The 21300-nt window shown below is 40.8% G+C and carries 18 protein-coding genes; 3 read left to right on the forward strand and 15 right to left on the reverse strand.

The annotated features are described in order from the left end of the window. The first annotated feature begins 95 nt into the window (after positions 1–95). The gene (locus AOG27_RS04265; RefSeq protein WP_054551747.1) at positions 96–854 is read left to right on the forward strand and encodes an outer membrane protein assembly factor BamD; all 759 of its coding nucleotides are present in this window, start codon (positions 96–98) and stop codon (positions 852–854) included. 96 nt (positions 855–950) lie between these two features. Here AOG27_RS04265 and AOG27_RS04270 read toward each other — a convergent pair whose 3' ends face one another. Next, entirely contained in the window at positions 951–1289 is a 339-nt protein-coding gene (locus AOG27_RS04270; protein WP_054551748.1) for a P-II family nitrogen regulator, read from the reverse strand. A 138-nt stretch (positions 1290–1427) separates the two neighbouring features. Between AOG27_RS04270 and AOG27_RS04275 the strand changes: the two genes are divergently transcribed. Next, on the forward strand, positions 1428–1976 hold the full coding sequence (locus AOG27_RS04275; protein ID WP_054551749.1) for a GspH/FimT family pseudopilin: 549 nt from the start codon (positions 1428–1430) through the stop codon (positions 1974–1976). Positions 1977–2047: 71 nt separating this feature from the next. Then, positions 2048–2575 carry a GspH/FimT family pseudopilin gene (locus AOG27_RS04280; protein ID WP_082389185.1) on the forward strand — a complete coding sequence of 176 codons (528 nt, stop codon included), beginning with the start codon at positions 2048–2050 and terminating at the stop codon, positions 2573–2575. Positions 2576–2577: 2 nt separating this feature from the next. On the opposite strand, the gene AOG27_RS04285 is transcribed toward AOG27_RS04280, so the two are convergent. The 14 genes from AOG27_RS04285 to murJ form a co-directional block, all read right to left on the reverse strand. After that, positions 2578–3003: a type IV pilin protein gene (locus AOG27_RS04285; RefSeq protein WP_054551751.1), complete on the reverse strand. Its 426-nt coding sequence runs from the start codon at positions 3001–3003 to the stop codon at positions 2578–2580. A 108-nt stretch (positions 3004–3111) separates the two neighbouring features. Then, on the reverse strand, positions 3112–6330 hold the full coding sequence (locus AOG27_RS04290) for a pilus assembly protein (RefSeq protein WP_054551752.1): 3219 nt from the start codon (positions 6328–6330) through the stop codon (positions 3112–3114). A gap of 515 nt (positions 6331–6845) precedes the next feature. Continuing rightward, positions 6846–9971, reverse strand: coding sequence for a PilC/PilY family type IV pilus protein (locus tag AOG27_RS04295; protein ID WP_054551753.1), 3126 nt, complete (start codon positions 9969–9971; stop codon positions 6846–6848). A 13-nt stretch (positions 9972–9984) separates the two neighbouring features. Continuing rightward, the gene (locus AOG27_RS04300; protein ID WP_054551754.1) at positions 9985–10467 is read right to left on the reverse strand and encodes a pilus assembly PilX family protein; all 483 of its coding nucleotides are present in this window, start codon (positions 10465–10467) and stop codon (positions 9985–9987) included. Then, positions 10455–11450, reverse strand: coding sequence for a PilW family protein (locus tag AOG27_RS04305; protein WP_054551755.1), 996 nt, complete (start codon positions 11448–11450; stop codon positions 10455–10457). The genes AOG27_RS04300 and AOG27_RS04305 overlap by 13 nt, the downstream gene beginning before the upstream one ends. A 1-nt stretch (position 11451) precedes the next feature. Then, entirely contained in the window at positions 11452–12006 is a 555-nt protein-coding gene (pilV, locus tag AOG27_RS04310) for a type IV pilus modification protein PilV (RefSeq protein ID WP_054551955.1), read from the reverse strand. 180 nt (positions 12007–12186) lie between these two features. Beyond that, positions 12187–12900, reverse strand: coding sequence for a LytR/AlgR family response regulator transcription factor (locus tag AOG27_RS04315; protein WP_206769726.1), 714 nt, complete (start codon positions 12898–12900; stop codon positions 12187–12189). Further along, on the reverse strand, positions 12897–13922 hold the full coding sequence (locus AOG27_RS04320) for a sensor histidine kinase (protein ID WP_054551756.1): 1026 nt from the start codon (positions 13920–13922) through the stop codon (positions 12897–12899). Before AOG27_RS04320 ends, AOG27_RS04315 begins: the two co-directional genes overlap by 4 nt. 38 nt (positions 13923–13960) lie before the next feature. Further along, positions 13961–14890: a 4-hydroxy-3-methylbut-2-enyl diphosphate reductase gene (gene ispH / locus AOG27_RS04325; RefSeq protein ID WP_054551757.1), complete on the reverse strand. Its 930-nt coding sequence runs from the start codon at positions 14888–14890 to the stop codon at positions 13961–13963. Next, positions 14890–15330 (reverse strand): FKBP-type peptidyl-prolyl cis-trans isomerase, encoded by a 441-nt coding sequence (fkpB, locus tag AOG27_RS04330; RefSeq protein ID WP_054551758.1) that lies wholly within the window; start codon positions 15328–15330, stop codon positions 14890–14892. Before fkpB ends, ispH begins: the two co-directional genes overlap by 1 nt. Further along, positions 15327–15827, reverse strand: coding sequence for a signal peptidase II (lspA, locus tag AOG27_RS04335; RefSeq protein ID WP_054551759.1), 501 nt, complete (start codon positions 15825–15827; stop codon positions 15327–15329). The genes fkpB and lspA overlap by 4 nt, the downstream gene beginning before the upstream one ends. 9 nt (positions 15828–15836) lie before the next feature. Continuing rightward, positions 15837–18662 carry an isoleucine--tRNA ligase gene (gene ileS, locus AOG27_RS04340; RefSeq protein WP_054551760.1) on the reverse strand — a complete coding sequence of 942 codons (2826 nt, stop codon included), beginning with the start codon at positions 18660–18662 and terminating at the stop codon, positions 15837–15839. A gap of 25 nt (positions 18663–18687) precedes the next feature. Then, positions 18688–19614, reverse strand: a complete 927-nt coding sequence (gene ribF / locus AOG27_RS04345) for a bifunctional riboflavin kinase/FAD synthetase (RefSeq protein ID WP_054551761.1) — start codon at positions 19612–19614, stop codon at positions 18688–18690. A 73-nt stretch (positions 19615–19687) separates the two neighbouring features. Continuing rightward, positions 19688–21268 (reverse strand): murein biosynthesis integral membrane protein MurJ, encoded by a 1581-nt coding sequence (murJ, locus tag AOG27_RS04350; RefSeq protein WP_268795023.1) that lies wholly within the window; start codon positions 21266–21268, stop codon positions 19688–19690. Positions 21269–21300: the final 32 nt, after the last annotated feature.

The raw sequence follows: 21300 nt of genomic DNA on the forward strand, positions 1-21300 counted from the left end.
GCTCGACTGGGTTAGAATCGCTTTAATATAATACGTATAGTTTACTCGGTTTTCCTCACTTGGCCTAGCCGAAGACATCGAAGGTAAGAAATAAAATGATAAATAAAATAGGGAAACGTGCGTTCGCCATAGTTTTTTCAGTATCTGTACTTGGCTTAGGTGCCTGTTCATCAGCACCCGATCAAGAAGATATCCAACGCGTTCCTAATAAATCTGCGCAAGCTTTATATGAAGATGCAAAACAAACATTAGATTCTGGCTTATATGCGCGTGCAATTGAGCTATTAAGTGCGATTGATTCTCGCTACCCTTTTGGTCCTTTATCAAAACAAGTACAAATGGACTTAGTGTATGCGCATTATCAAGCAGGTAATACTGAGCAAGCACTCGCAACAATCGACCGTTTTATTCGCTTAAACCCAAACCACAAAGATTTAGATTACATGTACTACATGCGTGGCTTGGTAAACATCAAAGCCGATGAAAACGCATTCCAAGAATATTTTGGTGTAGACCGTGCTGACAGGGATGCAAACCGCACTCGTGTTGCGTTTACTGATTTATCGACGCTTTTAAAGCGTTTTCCTAACAGTGCTTATGCACCAGAAGCGAAAAAGCGTTTAGTATGGCTACTTAATAAAATGGCGCGCTACGAGTTAAAAGTTGCAGAATACTACTATGAGCGAGAGGCGTACCTTGCTGCAGCAAACCGTGGTAAATATGTGGTTGAGCACTACTCACAAAGCAGCTACCTTGATCAAGCACTGGAGATCATGGAAAAAAGCTATAACAAGCTTGGCTTACCTGAGCTAAGTGAACACGCTAAAGCAACGCGAGAAGCTAACAAACGTTAAAATAGACTAAAAGCAAAAAAGGCGCCTTTGGCGCCTTTTTTAATGTTTGCGATCGAATATACCCAAACCAGCTCAAGGTGCGAGTGTCAGTTGGAATTAAATCGCGTCTTCATCTTCTTCAGCGGTACGAATACGTACAACACGCTCAACGTCAGTGACAAAGATTTTACCGTCACCAATTTTACCTGTTTGCGATGTTTTAACGATCACATCGATAGCACGGTCAACATCTTCGTCGCTTAATACGATATCTAGTTTTACCTTAGGTAAAAAGTCCACCATGTACTCAGCACCGCGATAAAGCTCGGTGTGTCCTTTTTGACGGCCAAAGCCTTTCACTTCGCTTACCGTCATCCCTGTGATGCCCACATCTGATAATGCTTCGCGCACATCATCAAGCTTAAATGGTTTAATAATTGCTTCGATTTTTTTCATTTTCGGGTTACTTATTATTTCTCGATTGCGTCGATTTTAGACAATCCCATTGCTGATGGCAAACAAAGCTATGAATTACGGTGATTAAATCAGCAATCATGATATTATTAAACAAAGTGATTCAAAATAGAGACAACAATGAAATCATTGCAACAGGGTTTTACATTATTGGAGTTAATGGTCACGATTGCTATTGTAGGTATTATTGCAACTATTGCGATCTGGGATAGCTCAGACCTACTAGAAAATGATAGAGCGGAAAGCTATTTGCAAGAGCTTAAACGCAATTTAAGTTTTGCCAGAGCAAAAGCTACTACTAGCGATGCTGTTGTGGTTGTTTGTAGTGGAAACACGTCAAGAATTGAAAATAATAGACGAGTCCCTTGTCTAAATGATTGGAGTCAAGGCACTTTATTCGTATTTTTCGATTCGAATCAAAATGGTATATACAACCCAAGAGTTGGCGATATCATTTTAAGGGTAATGGAAGAAATACCTGATAATAGTCAGTTAGCATTTTCAGGGGATCGCTCTTTAATATTCGATACCAGCGGTATGCTCACTTCAAACGCAGGAAAATTCACTTACTGCCCTTCTAAAGCTAATGATGATAACAATAAACAACTTGAGATTTTAAAATCTGGTACTGCTTTATATCGCGGCAGTACGACAGATGGCTGTAATTAATGTGCTAAAATTGACAACCCCTCTACTGAGCATATAGTTAAAATAACAGTCATTATTGGGAGTCTTCAAGGATGAGGACATTACATTTTATACGCTGTTGTAAAGGCGCTACTCTCATAGAAAGCATGGTTTTAATAGCGATTTTATCCTTGCTGTTGCATTTTGCGTTATTTGAATTCAAGCCAATGCTAGCAAAAAACCGACTAGACAACCGAGTCCATGAAATTAAAAGAGCATTGCACTTTGCTCGATTAAAAGCACAATCTAGTGGAAGTCGTGTTACCTTCTGTGCGCTCAACAATAATCGCTGCGAAAAGAAACTTTGGCATAAATCGCTTACCGTATTTGTTGATAGAGGAAACATTGGTATCTTTGAGAATAGCGATACTATTTTGCTTGAGCTTGAAGCAATTAACTCACTGGATATGTTTACTTATCCCCGCAACTCGGTAACCTTTGGACCAAGTGGTATACCTATGGCACTGAATAACGGCACGTTTTTATATTGTCCTGAGTATAAAAAAGAAAGCCTCAAAGGGCTTTCTATAACAATTAGTCCAATCGGCAGGGCCAGAGTAATTGATACTGATAAGTGTTGAGGCTACTTGCCCCAACACGTACTCGAATCAGCAGAGCCTTCAGACTTTTTGAGACCTGTATCTGTGATTATTAACTTTGTGCATTCTGTATCCTTTAGAGGTGGCCCTGATTCAGCAGTAGCCTCAAATTCGAAGGTACCCGCATTATTATCAACACTCGCCTTTAGCTTATAAAAATTGTTTTCTGTTCTCTCAGCGACACCAAGATCTCCTAGAGAAGTCGTGTATTCACGATTATCTACAAAATATTGCTCTTGTTTATTTGCTGCATCAAGCAAAGCAGTGATCCCCTCTGTTCTCGCTGTTCGCTTAACATGTTCAAAATAGTTTGGAATAGCAATGCTCGCGATAATCCCTAAAATTGCCACAGCAATCATAAGCTCTATTAAAGTAAAGCCCTTTTCACTAGTGTGTTGTATTTCATTCATTCTTTATAACCTTATAATCTGCTGAATCCAAACACGATTCCATCATAGGTTTAACACCTACTCAAAGCAACTGACAAGTCACTTATTTATAGCCGTGTTGCAATTAGGCTATTTTGAGCCATCATTAACTTCTCTTTTATAGATAAAGGTTTGTTGAGTTTTAAAGCCAAAACCAATAGGAACAGCGTCACTAACAAGCTTAATTTTACCGTCTTCAACAGTTATACCTGGGCCTAAGATTTCTTGAACCTTAAATGGGTTTTCTTGCCCCTTAATACCAGGTCCAATTGTTAGAAATTGACTTAACTCTTCGACTTTATCTTCAGTATCTTTAATGACATCTGGATTGTCAGGATCAGGTAAGTCATCACAATAGCCATTATTATTATTATCAACACAACTATTCCCCACGCCAAAATACAACTGAGGTGTGTCCGGAACATCATTGGAAGTAGTAAATTTCAGGCTATCGTAAACCTTTGTGCCATAGTGTAAATGAAAGGCATATACGCTTCCTGAGCCACCAGTTAACGAGCACTGGTTAGTTGTCTCGGTTGCAGAAGCAGGGGTATAGCTTGTGAAATAGGCAACCCCCCCTATAACTGTACTCGCAGCAAGTGATTTTTCTCCCACTGACGGAAGGTTATAATACCAGCCTTTATAGGCTCCAAGTTCAACTTCTAGCTTGGTAAATTTATCGACATTATCAAGCGCATTACCAAATGGATCTGAGTCCATATTCATTAAATCAGATTGAGTAATTACCTTGGGTACGTCACTACCTACAAAAGATTGAGTAACTGTATTAATATCTCGAATCATGAAAAGTTGATCCTTAGTTACTGTTGAAGTTGGCTTTGAACGATTACCACTGCCAACTAAAACTGCATCAAAGGGTGTATCTCGTCGAGAAAATATTTTTTTCCCATTAATAGTTGTTTCTGTGACCTTGCTGAACATAGTTCTTGCTATCAGCGGTTTGTAGAAAAAACGCCTATCTTGCGTACTCAAAGAACTGCCCAAACTTGCAAGTTTGAAGTGAGTCCAAGGACTATCAGAGCTATTTGGTTTTTCACTCGGCATATCTATTCGCCAAATATCACCACCTGTGTCAGTTGCATATAAACGGTCAACAAAGCCATCATAATCCGAATCAAGAACACTAACATCAGCCGCAATACTGTGCTTACCTTTAAAACCGTTTTCGGTTGGAGTTAGTGCCCAAATTTTATTTCCTGTTTGCGCATCAACAATATAGATCCCGCGGCCTTCGTTATCATCTGTTCGGATCACGTTATCCTTGTTAGTGTCGTAACCCGCACCAAAAATCAATACAGGACGTTTTTTATAGCCTTCCATATTAATATAGGTAACCGTAGGCTTAGACCAAGTTTGACCTAACTCTTTGAAGTCACCGGAACCACCTTCAATAGGTTGATTCCACAGTAAACTTGGTGAGTCGGGGTTTGTAATATCTAAGCCATAGTAATAATTACCACCACGCCTCAAACCAAAAAATGCCCAAACACGATCACTTCCATTTACCACACCATCATTATTTTTGTCATCGAAAAATACAGATATTGGACCATCAACACCATATACTTTAGTGTTCGCTTGATTCTCTCGTAGCGGCTTAATTATTTTGTACAAGCTACTTGGAATAAATGCCCAGCTTTCTTTAAGAACGTCCTTTTTATCTTGGAAAAAGTGTAAAAAGCCTGCATTTGTACCAATTAAAATGCGAATGTCATCATTACCATAATCAATTGTAACGGGTTTAGAATGTAGCGGATCACCGAAAATATCTTGTCGCTGGTCCACTGATGAAGAATCTCCATCCTCGTTATCAACATCTATCCCGCGCGCCCAATCAATTGTTTTTTGTAATTGTGACTTATCAACCCCAAACAACTTCGCGGCTTTTTCATCGCCACCTAAGGCACTCGAAACATTTGCTTTTGTAAAATCTACTAGACTAGACTTACCCGCGTCTGTGTATAACTTTCGCGATGCTAGTTTAGTTAAATGTAGATTTACGCCACCACGTTGCACTGTATTTCCATCAGCTTCTTCATTAGTTGGTAGCCAGAACGTTCTCGCTTTATTAGAAATCAAACCATCTTCATTAAGTGCTGATTTACCTGTTGAATCAACAATTTGATCACCAGACACTTTTAATTTTTTCAAATTTCCACGCCAACGCGCACCCGTTTCAGGGTAAAACATAGCGTAGTAAATCGATTCGCGGCTACGGGTTTGATCAACATTGTTACTCGCGATTGACGGTGAAGTGAAACTATCATTTACTTCACGGATTTGGGTGATTGTATTTTTCAATGCCTCGGATAATTGCTCTGACGTATTCGCATGCAGGTACTGGCCACCGCCTAATCGAGCAGTTTCCGAAAGTAGAGTTTTACCGTTATTACTCATCCCACTACCAAAGCCGATGGTATATACACGCCCTGTTTCATGGATATCCGTTGTGGTTGGCCTTAAGTCGACTTCAACATCATCAGTGCCATGTATGATCTGAGCTAACTTGTGTAGAAGAACCCCTGCAATTTTATCGTCATTTGATAATGAGCTACCAAAATACGACTTATATAATGCGCTAATATTAGAGTCTTGCTCATTATCAGATCCTGCAGATGGGTCCCCATCTGTCATGTAGATAATATTAACGGAGTTATCACAGCGCTTTACTTCATCAGGATTATCAAATGGTGAAATATATGAGAAATTAGTGATGACTTCATTTTCCCAACGACACCCCCACCAGTAACATTTACGAACTCTGTTTGTTGTAGTTGATTTATTCTCTACGGAAGTATCACGTAAAAGCTCATTGACTTTTTCACCATAGAATAAGTTTTGCCCTGTAATATATAAGTATGCTTCCCACAAAGTTTCAGTCAGCGGCGTACCACCATCAGCAGGTAAATTGGCAATCGTCGTTTTCAACGTTGACATTGGCGAGCCAATACCAGCAAGTACATAACCACCTTCAGTACTATTAAAGCGCATTATGCCAAAATCAATATCATCGTTACCATCAACCAGTTTAGTAATAGCATCTTGTGCAACGCCTAACCGACTATCTGAACACGGGATATACAAACCATTTGAGAACCCGCAACTGTTACCCGAACTAGTAGAAAAGGCCATACTTCCAGAAGTATCGAATACAATTAATACGCGAGGTTTCTCATCGAGATCAACATTATGATTTACATAAAGCTCTATATCTTCTGCTGAACTAGAAAAGCTAACCGCAGCAAAGGCACAAAGAAGTATCCTGTTTACTGTTTTACTAATTTTCATTACTTCTCCCGTCACCTTAACGCTATTAATTTAGCGATTAGCTTTGTTATTGCCGAACTTCTGCTTTGTGATTTTCTGCAGCAGTTGAAAACCTTAACAGTGCGATAAATTACAACAACCTTATGTTTGAGTTGCTGCAATACTTATACAGAACCATAAAAAAGGCTAAAAAGCATTTTATAAAATTCAAACTCACTATAATTATTATAATAAAAAGCTACTACTATTCCACACATTTCTTATCTAAATTAATAATAAAAAAAATAATTAGAGCATAAAAGAGAAATAAGAAAAAACGACCGGAAAAATAATCCTGAATGGGTTGGCAAAATAGTGGGAATAAAAAACAAAAGTATAAAATAAACAGAAACTTAATAGAGAATAGAAATATTGATTTAATATAGAAAAAACACTGACAATGAGTTCACCCAAGTTAAGCTTATAAAACGGGTGACTGAGAAAATAAATACTCAAAAACTCATAAAGCCAGTGTTCAAAAAAGGATGTTATTTAATCTAGTAACTTCTGTCGTTCTCTTCTTTTTTATATATGTAAGTTTGTTGAACTTTAAAACCAAGAGGTTCATCACTCACTAATTTTATTTCTCCATTTTCAATAGTTAAACCGGGTCCATTTACCCCTTTGACTTTAAATGGGCTTTCTTCACCTACGATTTTGGGTCCAACAGTCATAAATTGGCTTATCTTTATTTGCTCAATTTCACCTTCGTAGTCATCACAATAACCATTGCCGTTTGTATCTTTACAGCTGTCAGTTTCGCCAAAAAAGAGTTTTGGGGTGTCTGGTACATCTGTGCCTGTCTTAAACTTCAAGTTATCATATATTTTTGTACCGTAATGAAGATGAAATGCGTATAGGCTTCCGACACCACTTACAACCTCACATTCATTTACCTTATCTTCTAATGAAGGAGGAGTATAACTTGTAAAATAAGCAACCCCACCAATCACAGTACTAGCTGCCAGAGACTTTTCACCTGCAGACTGAAGATTGTAATACCAGCCTTTAAACTGGGCTAACTCAACCTCAAGTTTGACAAATTCATCAACCTTATCAAGTACTTTCCCGAAAGGGTCTGAATTAACATTCATTAAATCAGCTTGTGTAATATGATCAGGTGCATTACCGATGAAAGACTGTGTAACAGTGTTTTCATCTCGAATCATAAATAATTGATCGTTAGTTTCTAAAGATGTCGGTTTTGCTCGGTTACCACTACCAATTAACACTGCATCAAAAGGAGTATCCACACGTGCCGTAATTACTTTACCATTAATCTTTGTTTTTGAGACTTTGCTAAACACACTTCGTGCAATAGTTGAGTTATAAAAGAAACGTCTATCTTGGCTCTTACCCTCACCACCTAGGCTCGCAAATTTAAAGTGGGTCCAAGGTTGCTTTGCATCCTTCGGGTTGTCAGATGGCAAGTCAACACGCCAAACATCTCCTCCAGTGTCAGTAGCGTATAACCTGTCAATAAAGCCATCATAATCTGAATCTAACAGACTGATATCTGAGGCAATACTGTGTTTACCCTTGAATCCATTTTCTGATGGCGTTAAAGCCCACACTTTATTACCCGTTTCAGCATCAACGATATAAATGCCCCGCCCTTTAGTATCGTTACTACGATTCGAGTTATCTTTATTGTGGTCATAACCTGCACCAAAAACTAACAGTGGGCGATCTCTATAACCTTTTATGTCAATATACGTTACTGAAGGCTTAGACCAAGTTTGTGCTAACTCTTTAAAGTCTCCTTGCCCACCAACTATTGGCCCTTTCCACATCAATTTAGGTGAATTTGGCTTTGTAATATCCAAGCCATAATACTCAGTTCCACCTCGTCTTAGACCAAAAAACACCCAAACTCTGTCAGCGCCATTTACAACTCCATCATTATTTCCATCATCAAAGAAAACCGACATAGACCCATCTATACCGTAAACTTTAGCCCCTTCTTTATTATCTCGAAGAGGTTTAATAATTTTATACAAGCTTCGGGGTATAAAGGCCCAGCTTTCCTTGAGTACATCATTTTTATCCTGAAACATATGCAAATAGCCTGCATTGGTTCCAATCAAAATACGTACGTCATCGTTGCCATAATCGATTGTTGTTGGCTTTGAGTGAAGCGGATCTCCAAAGATATTTGGACGGGTATCATCGGTTGAACCATCACTATTTTCATCATCCACATCGCGGCCTCTAGACCAGTCAATAAGATCAAACACTTCATCTGGATCAGACTCAAAATCCTCTGCAGCTTTAAAACGATTTCCGTAATGGATAATGACCCTATAGTCAGTGAATGGAAGCATTCGACCACCAGAGACATTTGTCAAAACCTTCCTGTCTTTATTCGGTATGCTTGATTGTTGAGATAAATATGAATTGACTCCTCCATATTCAACAGCATTGCCGTCAGCTTCACCGCTACCGTCTGGCCAAAAGGTGTGAGCATCTTTGTTTATTTGCCCATTTTCATCTAGTGCTAGATTACCTTTAAAATCAACGATAGTATCACCCGATACTTTTAATTTTTTCAGATTGCCGCGCCAGCGTGCGCTGGTACTTGGGTAAAACATTGTGTAGTATAATGAATCTCTACTACGTGTTTGATCAGCGTTATTCGAAGCCACCGAAGGGGACGTAAAAGTTCCAGCTTCAGCCCTAAGACCATTAAATGTTTGCTCTAAAGAATCAGCTAATTCTTTTGGGTTTTCTGCTTTGAAGTAGCTTCCCCCCCCTTCATTCGCGGTCTTTTTTAGTAATGCTTCACCTCTTTCTAAAAGCCCATCACCAAAACCTATTGTATTGATAAATACCTTGTCTTTAATCTTCGCCGTTTTTGGAAATATGTCTATATCCACATCATCTGTGCCATGCATAACTTTAGCAAGGGCTGCTAAGTAGCTGTTTGCATTGTAATCATCAAGGATAGGCGTTGCGGGCTTTCCAAAAAATTGCCGGTGCAACAAATCTATTTCATTATTTCTAGCATCATCAAAGTAAGGGGAACCATCGGTAATAATTAAAACATTCACACTGTTATCACAACGTTCATCTTTTGTGAGTCTAGAGTCAAAAGGAGAAAGATATTTTTTACCAATTTCTGCCGAAGTATCGCGCAACGAAGGATCTATAACGCTTGCAAAATCAACTTTTTGCCCAGTTAGGTACATGTATGTTTCCCACAATGTTTCAGTAATAGGCGTGGAACCACCAGCAAACGTATCGCTTATAATTGATTTTAACTTACTATGCTCTGTGCCAACTTTGGCTCTAAAATACCCACCTTGATTTGGCGCAAATCTCACAAACCCGTAATCAAGGTCAGGGTTATTATTTATTGTTTTTATGATTGTATCTTTTGCTACCTTCATCCGGCTGTCAGGACATGGAAACCAATAACCATCGGTCGGGTGAAAACATTTGTCTCCTGTATTAGCAGATTGCATCATGCTTCCAGATGTATCTAAAATAAATATTACACGACCCTTTTCTGTAAGGTCTTTATCGTAATTAACATACAGCTCTGTATCATCGGCATAGCTTTTGCCATCCAAAAATAGAGAGCAAACAACTGAAAGACAAAGTAATAAATTTAAGCTTTTCATAGCGACCTCCTTATCAACCACCCGTATTCAGGCTCGCCATTTCCTGGGCAACCCCTGTTGTAATCGTCAAAGTATGCTTACTTTTAGTGCCATAGGTAATGGTGGTATCAACTTGAACCATGTTGCAGGAGATACCTGCAGTGAAGTTAAATTTACGCGGACAAGGTAAATCAAGAACACCGTTATTTAAATTTGTCATCGTATTGGTTGCGCCACCAACCTCTCCCATAGCAAATCCACCATCAGGGATTTCTGCTGCTTTCATTAAAAATGCACTGTTGCCACCCGCGGCAGCTTCGTTTGCAATAACTTGCTGAACAGTTCCTATTAATTCATTTTCTGCTGTTTCTCGCTCTTGGGCTGCATTAGTAATTTTAATATCTATGCTACTACTACTCATCAAGGAAACGGCAATACCTGTAACAGCTACCACCATGATCAAAGCAACGATTAACACCACCCCTTGTTGTTTCTTTTGCAAGGTTAAATGCGCCATAAATTTGCTCCAACATTATTTAAACGAATCGTTGTAGTAAACACCGCCCGACGATAATTATCTGTAAATGTTAGCTCTTTTCTGCTCGCATCTTCACCAAGCGTATATTTTTGATTTTTGACTTTTAGATTCGGGTCAGGCAATAGCGATCTAACTAATAAAAACACTTGCACTGTCAAAATACCACGGCGGTTCTCCCAGTCATTGTTCGTCATTTGACCAATACTTCTATAAGTATCTACACGGCTGTTGTTCGTAGTATCTAGACCAAATACAAAATGCATATTCTCCACGCCTTCCATCACGCTTTCAGTTCTCATCGTTTGGCTAGTAGTTAACCTTTTTCGGCGTAAAATGGGAACTTTAACTGATTGATCATTTATCGTGTATGAGTCTTCAAAGATGTAGTAAACATGATGACGGTAACGCCAAATCGTCGCATTACCATTGATAGTTGAGGCCGCGATTGGGCCTTGTCTAAATTCAGCCCGTTCTTGCTCAGCAATGAAGTAATAATAGTCATTGCTCGTCTGATTAGGTTGGATCTGCAGCCCTTCAAGAAACTTCATCTGTAAAACTTCAGTATTTTTCTTTGCATTGTTGATACAACTAAGCGCAGAACCATCTGAGTTTTCTACAGCATAAACCGAGCGAAAATTACTAGTTGCACTGTCAGCAGGGAAGCTCGCATTATTGAGGCCTTCTGAGCAGTCACCTGCAGGGTTCTTTACATTATCCCTATTGGTATTTTCATCTGAGAATGAGTCTTCATAGAATGTCCCCCAAAAGCCAATCTGTTCTATATCACGCTGCATGATATTTAAAGCTAACCGACCTGTTTCCTGCAATTCACCAATTGTCATGGTGTCTCGTGTTGTTACTTTCATACTTAAATAAGTAAACATCACCCCACCAAGCACTATGCCGCCAATGAATAAAGCGACAATCATCTCAACAAGTGTAAATCCAGTTTGCTTTTTCATCTTATGACCTTAAGTATATGTAGCTTTCAAGCACGACTAAACGGCGCTTGTCGTTTTGTGTTCCACAATCAATAGCAGCTGTCGCATTATTTGCTTTTTGCTCCTGCCTACCTTGCCAGCTGATCACCACCCTTATATTAAATTCACTCGCATTTCCTGCTGCGACTGGGGTGTTATTTATACACACAGTGGCATTATCTAAAGCACCCGTATTTTCACGAGCTTGAATTGCGCGGATCCATTGTTGTTTATCAAACTCAGCTATATTTTTTGCAGTACAAGCGGAATTAAAACATGTCTGAGCTTTGTCGGCTGCTGATTGACTACTAAACTCTCCATTGTATAAACCGGCAAAACCCGAAGAGTCGTTTGCTCTCATACGTTGGATTATGTCATTACCAAGTGCCACAGCAGCTGCACGCTGCATTGAATCAAAGCTAGCTTGTTTTGCTTTAGCTTGTAAGGCCACGGCACCTAATAAACCAAAACTCAAAATAACAAAGGCAATAAGCACTTCAATAAGCGTAAAACCTTTCTGCTCAGAATGTTTAATCATGGTGAAGTTCATTGATACTTTTACATACCATAAGAATATTACGATACAGATAAATAACAATCTGTATATGGACAAGCGGTCATAATGCGCGATAAACGGTACTGGAACTTTCTTCAGAGCAAAGTAATAAACAATAAAGAAGCTGGGACTTTAGGAGATAAGCTGCTGCATTGAGAGTTTTTATTTTTTACCCATTACAGCTTTTACATTTTTAAGCTCTCGACGACTAACAGACAAAGGCTCTTTAAACTGCTTCATCGTGACTGTATGTCCACCAGAAGAAGGACTATTAAGGCTTACAATTTGTTGCTTATTGACAAGTGTATTACGATGAATTCTAAGTAGCTGAAGCGGATAGGTTTGCTCAAGTTGTTTTAAACTTTGCTCAACAAGTGCCTCACCTTCAAAAAACACCACCCGCGTGTATTTTTGCTCTGCAATACAGCAAATAACATCATCTATATTTACTCTTCTTAATACGCCTGCAAGTTGATAACAAATATAGTTATTTTCAGGTGTTAATACTTGAGTTCGGTTTAATTTACTAAGCTGCGCCATTGCTTTTGTTAAAGCTTGCTCGGATACAGGTTTAACTAAATAGCCATCTACAGCGAGCTCAAATGCAGTTAACGCATACTCAGGATGCGCTGTTAAAAACATCACTGCTGGGGGGATCGAAAACTGTTTTAGTTCAGCAGCTACTTCAAGGCCCGACTGCTTGGGCATATTAATATCCAGCATCACTAAATCAGGCTGGAGCTGCTTACAAAGTTCAATCACCTGTTCGCCGTTACTGGCTTCACCTACTACTGTGCAAAGTTCGTTAGTAGCTAATAAACGTTTAATACGCGCCCTTGCTAAAGGCTCGTCATCAGCAATTAAAATTTTTATCATGCGTTTCTCTTAATAGGTATCACCAGTTTCACCCTAAAGATCTCATCACGAACAGTCGTACTCAGTTGCGCTTTTTGATGATAGAAAAGTGCCAAGCGCTGGCGGATGTTTTCAAGTGCCATACCGTTGCCTGCTCGTGAATGGCTCCCTTGCTTCGCTACAGGGTTAGTTATAATAAAAGTATAAGCTTTGTTCGATTGATGCATCTCGACAGAAATGTTGCCCTGCTCTGCTGACTCTACGCCATAAAAAACCGCATTTTCAATAATCGGCTGTATTGTCAGACACGGAATATCTATATCTGGCAACTCGTCAGGTAATTGCCAGCTTAATGCTAGGCGTTCGCCATAGCGCCAACGTTCAAGTGCCACATACTGCTGGCATAAAGTGATTTCATCAGCAAGCTTTATGGCTTTACCGCTGCGCATTGCGGCCTGCGACAGCGCCGCCAGCGCCAAAATTGCTTGTTCAGCCGCCTCAGCATCATAATGGGTAAGCTCAGCAGCAGTGTTTAAACTATTAAACAAAAAGTGAGGGCGTATTCTTGCTTGTAATGCATCAAGCTCAGCCTGCGCTAACGCTTTCGTTTGTTGCTCTTTTTGATTATGAATAAGCAGGAATTGGCTGAACAACGCGGTGACCAAAAATATGATCAGTAAATTACTGACAATAAAGTTAGCTCTCGACTCCATAGCGAACACATCTGAAAACACAGACAAAAACAGCCAGCTAAAAACAGAAGTTAATGTCAGTAAAGTGGATATCAAAATGAATAACTGTTTAGGGTGCGACAGCTTTGTAAGTAGAGCCCGGCATACATACAGTAACGACAAGCTTGAAAGAAAAATTAGATGTAAAAAGCAGCTAAATATAGCTAGACGTAACCAAACATCACCTGAGCTCATTGGTGAAAAGGCGAGTAAAATAGCAATGACTTGGCTGACGATCAGTGTGGCAAGGACACCACGAGATTGAAAAAGAGCCGCAATCAGCAAGCCGTTTGAATTAGGCTGTTTGCTCATGGGCTCCTCTTTTAACTGTTGACTACTATTTGCTTAGATTAGCGTAGCTCAACAGGAACGGCAAATACTATGTTCTCTTCTTCGCCAGGATTTTCAACAACTTGATTGCCACCCAATTCTTTTAGGCGAGCAATAACTTGTTGAACTAAAACTTCTGGTGCAGATGCACCTGCAGTAACACCCACCGCATTTACATTGTTGAACCAATCAGCTTCAACATTACTTGCATCATCAATCAAATAAGCCGTAGTGCCCATTTTATCGGCAAGCTCACGTAAACGATTAGAGTTAGAGCTATTTTTAGCCCCAACTACAAGCAATACATCCACTTTATCAGCTAAGTCACGCACTGCATCTTGACGGTTTTGCGTAGCATAACAAATGTCATCTTTACGCGGGCCATCAATTGCTGGAAACTTAGTGCGTAATGCATCAATCACATCTGCTGTATCATCTACAGATAACGTTGTTTGGCTACAGTAAAACAGGTTCTCAGGGTTTTTAACCGTTAAGTTTGCAACATCTTCTGGCGTTTCTACTAAGTAAATACCACCGGCTTCGTTGTCGTACTGCCCCATTGTACCTTCTACTTCTGGATGACCATGATGGCCAATTAACACACACTCAGTACCTTTACGGCTTGCACGTGTTACTTCCATATGTACTTTTGTTACCAACGGGCAGGTTGCATCAAATACTTTAAGGTCACGACGCTTTGCCTCGCTTCGAACAGCTTGTGATACACCATGCGCACTAAAGATAACAATGCTGTCGTCAGGAACCTGATCTAGTTCTTCAACAAAGACTGCACCGCGATTTTTTAAGCCATCAACAACATATCGGTTGTGAACGACTTCATGACGCACATAGATTGGCTTTTCAAAGATATCGAGTGCGCGCTCCACAATACTGATTGCACGGTCAACGCCTGCGCAAAAACCACGTGGGTTCGCTAATAAAATATCCATTAACCTGTTACCTCTAAAATATCGACTTCAAAGGTTAAGCGTTGCCCTGCTAGTGGGTGGTTAAAGTCAATCGTAACTGACTCACCTTGCACTTCACGAACAAGACCTGGTAACTCAGTACCATCAGGCTGAGTAAAGGCAATAATATTACCTACTTCAGCAGGCGTGTCTGCACCAAACTTGCTGCGGTCAACATAGTAGATGTTATCTGGATTTGGCTGACCAAATGCATCTTCTGGCTCTAATGCAAATGACTTACTTTCACCAGCCGCTAAACCGAGTAAGCACTTTTCAAAGTTTGCTGTCAGACTGCCATCACCCATTCGCAATTTTGCAGGTTTATTATGTACTTTAGTTGAATCGGCTGCTGAGCCATCTTCTAACTTAATTGAGAAATGAAAGATCACTTCAGAGTTTTCACCAATTACAGCTTGGCTCATGCTTGTTGCTCCTTAGGACTTTCGCCTGTGAAGGCATCAAATAAAAGTAATGCGGCACCGATACAAATCGCACAATCGGCAATATTAAAAACAGGAAAGTGCCAGTTTTCGTAATATACATGCAGGAAGTCAATAACATAGCCATACGCGATTCGGTCGTATAAATTGCCTATTGCACCGGCTAAAACTAACGCATAAGCAGAACATAATACCTTGTTAGACGCAGGTAAACGTTTCAGCCACCACACTAAAAGCACACTGATCGACACTGCAATCAAACTAAAGAACCAGCGCTGCCAGCCACCTGAATCACTCAAAAAGCTAAATGCCGCACCATAGTTGTGTACATAGGTGAAGTTAAAGAATGGCAGAATATCTATCGACTCTTGATAGGCCATGGTATTAACGACAAGTGATTTTGTCGCATAGTCTACTACCAAAAGCAGTAGACTAAGCCATAACCAAACCAAGCCACTTTTTCCGGCTAGTTTGCTCACAAACAACTCCTATGCGAACTGACGCTGTTCACCATCGCCGTCAACATTGCTTACACAACGGCCACAGATTTCAGGGTGTGCAGGATCAGCACCTACATCATCACAGTAATGCCAACAACGCTCACATTTTTCAGCGGTTGTTGCGGCAACTTTAATGTATAAGCCATCAATTTCTGTAGCTTGCGTATCCTCTGGCTGCGTAGTCACAGTTTCAACTGTCACGCCTGAAGTTAATAGTACAAAGCGCAGTTCATCACCTAATGCAGCTAATTTCGCGCTTAGCTCTTCACCTGCATAGATGCTTACGTTTGCTTGTAGAGTTGCACCAATAACTTCTTCTTTACGCGCCGCTTCTAGCACACGGTTTACTTCATCACGAACGTTTAGGATTGTTAACCAATCATCGTTGCTGAACTTACCTTGTGAAGAGGCTTGCAAGCCATCGTACCACACTGAGGTGAATACAAACTTGTCACGCTCACCTGGTAATGCTTCCCAGATTTCTTGCGCAGTGAAGCTTAAGATCGGTGCCATCCAACGGGTCATTGCTTCGGCAATGTGATAAAGCGCAGTTTGACATGAACGACGCGCATGGCTGTCGCTTTTCGCTGTGTATTGACGATCTTTGATTACGTCTAGGTAGAACGAACCAAGCTCACCAGTACAGAAGTTCATTAGCTTTTGCGTTACAAGTAGCATTTGGTACTTGTCGTAAGCCGCTAAGATTTCATCTTGCAGCTCAGCTGCACGGCCCACAATCCAACGGTCAAGCTCAACCATGTCTTCAATAGCAACTTGATCTGTTTTTGGATCAAAACCACTTAAGTTCGCAAGTAGATAACGGCTCGTATTACGAATACGACGATAACGGTCTGCTGAACGTTTAAAGATTTCATCAGATACAGTCATTTCAGCTGTAAAGTCAGTTGATGCAACCCATAAGCGTAAGATGTCAGCACCTAGTTTGTTCATCACGTTTTGTGGTGAAATTACGTTGCCTAATGACTTAGACATCTTACGGCCATTTTCATCAACCGTGAAACCATGTGTTAGCACTTGCTTGTATGGCGCATGACCATTGATAGCAACCGATGTCATCATTGACGACATAAACCAACCACGGTGTTGATCAGAACCCTCTAAGTAAAGATCAGCAGGACCGGTTAAATCTTCACGTGCATCAACCACACATGCGTGAGTCACACCTGAGTCAAACCATACATCTAGCGTATCTTGAACTTTCATGTATTGCTCAGCGTCATCGCCAAGCAAAGTAGCTGGGTCTAAGTCATACCAAGCTTGAATACCTGACTTTTCAACTAATTTCGCCGCTTCTTCGATAAGTTCTTGTGTATTCGGGTGAAGCGCACCAGTGTCTTTATCAACGAATAATGCAATTGGCACACCCCATGTACGTTGACGTGAAATACACCAATCAGGACGGCCTTCAACCATGTTTGCAATGCGGCTCTCGCCCCACTCAGGTAACCACTCAGTCTTTTTGATTTCGTTTAATGAATCTTGACGAAGGTTAGCTTGGTCCATACTTACGAACCACTGTGGCGTAGCACGGAAGATAATAGGTGTTTTATGACGCCAGCAATGTGGGTAGCTGTGCGTAAGCGCATGATGATGCAATAACGCATTGTTTTCAGTTAATACGTCAATAACGCTCGCATTCGCTTTAAATACGTGCTGACCTGCAAACATTGGTGTGTCAGGTAAGTAAACACCGTTAGCACCAACAGGGTTAGCTACTTCTAAACCATAAGCAAGACCTGCCGCGAAATCTTCTTGACCGTGACCTGGTGCAGTATGAACAACACCAGTACCAGAATCAGTCGTTACGTGATCAGCCACAATCACAGGCACTGTGAAGTCATAGAACGGGTGAGCAACCTGTAAGTTCTCAAGTGCAGCACCTTTTACATAACCGAGTACGTGGTAATGTTTGAAGCCATAACGGTCCATAGCATCTTTAACTAGCTCAGAACCTAAAATTAGACGTTGCTGTGCACCTTCGTCATCAATTTGAACAAGGGCATACTCAAGCTTTTCGTGAACGGCTACTGCACGGTTAGCTGGTAATGTCCACGGTGTTGTCGTCCAGATAACAGTACTAACTGCACCGGTACCTTCATGGCCTTCAGCAAGTTCAAACGCATTGATTACAGCATCTTGATCAGCAAACTGAAAACGTACATCGATTGCTGGAGACTGTTTATCTTGGTATTCAACTTCCGCTTCAGCAAGTGCTGAACCACAATCTGTACACCAGTGAACAGGCTTAGCACCTTTGTGTAAGTGACCATTTTTAATGATGCGACCAAGCACGCGAATTGCGTTCGCTTCAAAGTCAAAGTTCATTGTTAAGTAAGGCTTGTCCCAGTCACCGAATACACCAAGACGTTTAAAGTCTGTTTTTTGACCCTCGACTTGTTTTTTGGCGTATGCGCGACATTTTTCACGGAACTCAGCAGCAGACACTTTCACGCCTGGCTTGCCTACTTTCTTTTCAACCATTAATTCAATTGGTAAACCGTGACAGTCCCAACCCGGCACGTAAGGTGCGTCGAAGTCAGACAAGGTTTTTGACTTAACAATAATATCTTTAAGAATTTTGTTTACCGAGTGGCCTAAATGGATATCACCGTTTGCATACGGAGGGCCGTCATGCAAAATGAAGGTTTTTTTACCTTTTTTAGCGCTGCGAATTTGACCGTAAAGATCGTCTTCATACCATGTCTTAAGCATCTTTGGTTCACGTTGTGCCAAATTGCCGCGCATTGGAAACGCTGTTTCCGGTAAATTCAAAGTATGTTTGTAGTCGCTCATTAATCCTACTTTCCGTATCGGCTACCTAATTTAAACCAAAACACTGCTTAGCGGCGGTTACATCATCTGCAATCTGCGCCGTCAGTTGTGTTAATGTCTCGAATTTTTTCTCATCGCGAAGCTTTTTAATTAGCTCCACGTGCATAAATTGTCCGTAAATGTCTTGCGCAAAGTCGAAAATATGAACCTCTAACAATGCGCGTGTCCCATTAAATGTGGGTTTGTTGCCAATATTTGCAACCCCATATAATTCTTTATCACCCACTTTTGCTCTTACCGCAAATACCCCATTTACTGGGCATACTTGGCGTTTTAGCGCTATGTTGGCCGTTCTGAACCCTAATTCACGACCTTTCGCCCAGCCATGAATAACACGCCCAGAAATCGCATAGCCATGACCTAACATGGTTTTTGCATCTTCCAATTGCCCTGCAGCAAGCGCATGGCGAATAAGGGTACTACTTACTCTATCATTGAGTCTGCGAAAACTTGCAGTACTTTTCACATCCATGTTCAGCTCAGCGCCCATGGTTTTTAGTAACGCAAAATCGCCACGACGACGTTTGCCAAAACAAAAGTCATCACCAACAGTTAATGCTTTAACGCCTAGCTTTTCAACCAGTACTTGGCTGACAAACTGTTCTGCTTCCATGTTGGCAAATTGCTGATTGAAGCTAATACAAATCACTCGTTCCACGCCTAATTTAGCAAGCAAACTGAGCTTATCACGTAGTCGAGTTAAACGCGCAGGTGCATTATCTTTGGCAAAAAACTCTTGTGGCTGAGGCTCAAATAACATCACGGTACTTGGCAATTGATGCTTTTCTGCGTCTTGCAGCAAGCCTTTAATCACTTCTGCATGACCTAAGTGCACGCCATCAAAATTACCAATGGTCAACACACAGCCATAATGCTGCGCGCGAATATTGTGAATACCTCTAATTAACTCCATGCCACCTTTTTGCCTTTATCAGCGAGCCCAAAACATTGATATCGGGCTTGAAGCGCCGATTATAATCTTTTTTTTAGTTTGATTCAGTAGTTGCAACACTTTTTATCGTATTTAGTCGCACACCTAGAATGAATAAGGCCGCAAAGTAAACAAAAACCGCCAGCACTAATAATCCACTCAACAGCAGCACTTGCTCAGTAAAGTGCCATGCTTTCCAGGCAAATTGCTGGCCCACATACCATACAGATGCGGCCATTAATAAACTTGAAAACAAACACTTAAAGGTGAAACCAAGGCTCATCGCAGAAAACTGATAAACGCCTTCTTTACGTAGTTGATGATACAACAAATAGGCATTACAACTGGCCGACATCGCGGTTGCTAACGCTAACCCCAAATAGCCAATAAATGGAGCTAGCATAATGTTAAACACCATATTTAACACCAGTGTTTTAATACCAATTTTTACGGGGGTTTTAGTATCTTGACGCGAATAAAAGCCCGGTGCTAACACCTTGATTAACATAAAGCTAACCAGTCCAACTGAGTAGGCCATGACACCGTAACTTACCGCTTTTACATGATCAATTTCACCGTCCTGAAATGCACCATGATCAAATAAAACCGTAATAATGAGCGGGCTTATCACCATTAAACCAAACATAGCAGGCAAGCCTAAGAAAATAACAAATCTCACCCCCCAATCCAGGGTTAGCTGAAAATCTTTTGTGCTTTTAGTGCTATGTAGCTTAGACAATGCGGGTAAAATTACCGTCGCGATACCGATACCGAATAAGCCAAGAGGAAACTCAATTAAACGGTCTGAGTAGTAAAGCCACGCGATAGAACCGGTCATCAACATTGAGGCAATCATGGTGTCGAGCAACAGGTTTATTTGACTGATAGACACGCCAAACAAGGCTGGTAGCATGAGTTTTCGCACTTTTTTAACGTTTTCATCTTGCCAGCCCCATTTTGGGCGGCTCAGCATACGGGCACGGTACAAAAATGGCAACTGGAACAATAACTGTACTACCCCCCCAACAAATACGCCGATGGCAAGGGCATAAGCCCCAACTGAAAATTTATCGTGCAATAAAACTGCGCAGCTAATAATCGATATATTCAACAGCACAGGTGTAAACGCTGCAACAGCAAAGCGATTATAGACGTTCATGACCGCACCGCTCAGGGCAACCAAACTCACGAAAAATAAATAAGGGAAAGTCAGCTTTAACAGTGCACTGGCCAGTACGAACTTTTCGGCATTTTCGCCTCCTTGCCACCAATCAATAAACCAGCCAGTTCCAAATAAGGCCGCTATAACTGGAGAAGCAATAACTCCGAACAGGGTAACAATTAATAAAATAGTTCCTAACGTACCGGCTGCTTGAGCTACAAACAACCGGACTTTGTCATCGCCTTGTTGTTCTTTTATCTCAGATAAAACCGGCACAAATGCTTGGGCAAAGGCTCCTTCAGCAAATAAGCGTCTTAGGAAATTAGGAATTCGATTGGCAAATAAAAACACATCCGCAGCAGCACTGGCACCTAGGAGATTCGCCACAACCGCATCTCTTACTAACCCTAAAATACGCGAGATCATCGTCATTGCACTAACAATCATCCCAGAACGAAATAATCCTTTTGCCACCTTAAACCCATTATCAAAAAACTTCTAAGATG

Origin of the sequence: Pseudoalteromonas lipolytica, assembly GCF_001306915.1 — a bacterium.
Lineage (GTDB): Bacteria > Pseudomonadota > Gammaproteobacteria > Enterobacterales > Alteromonadaceae > Pseudoalteromonas > Pseudoalteromonas simplex.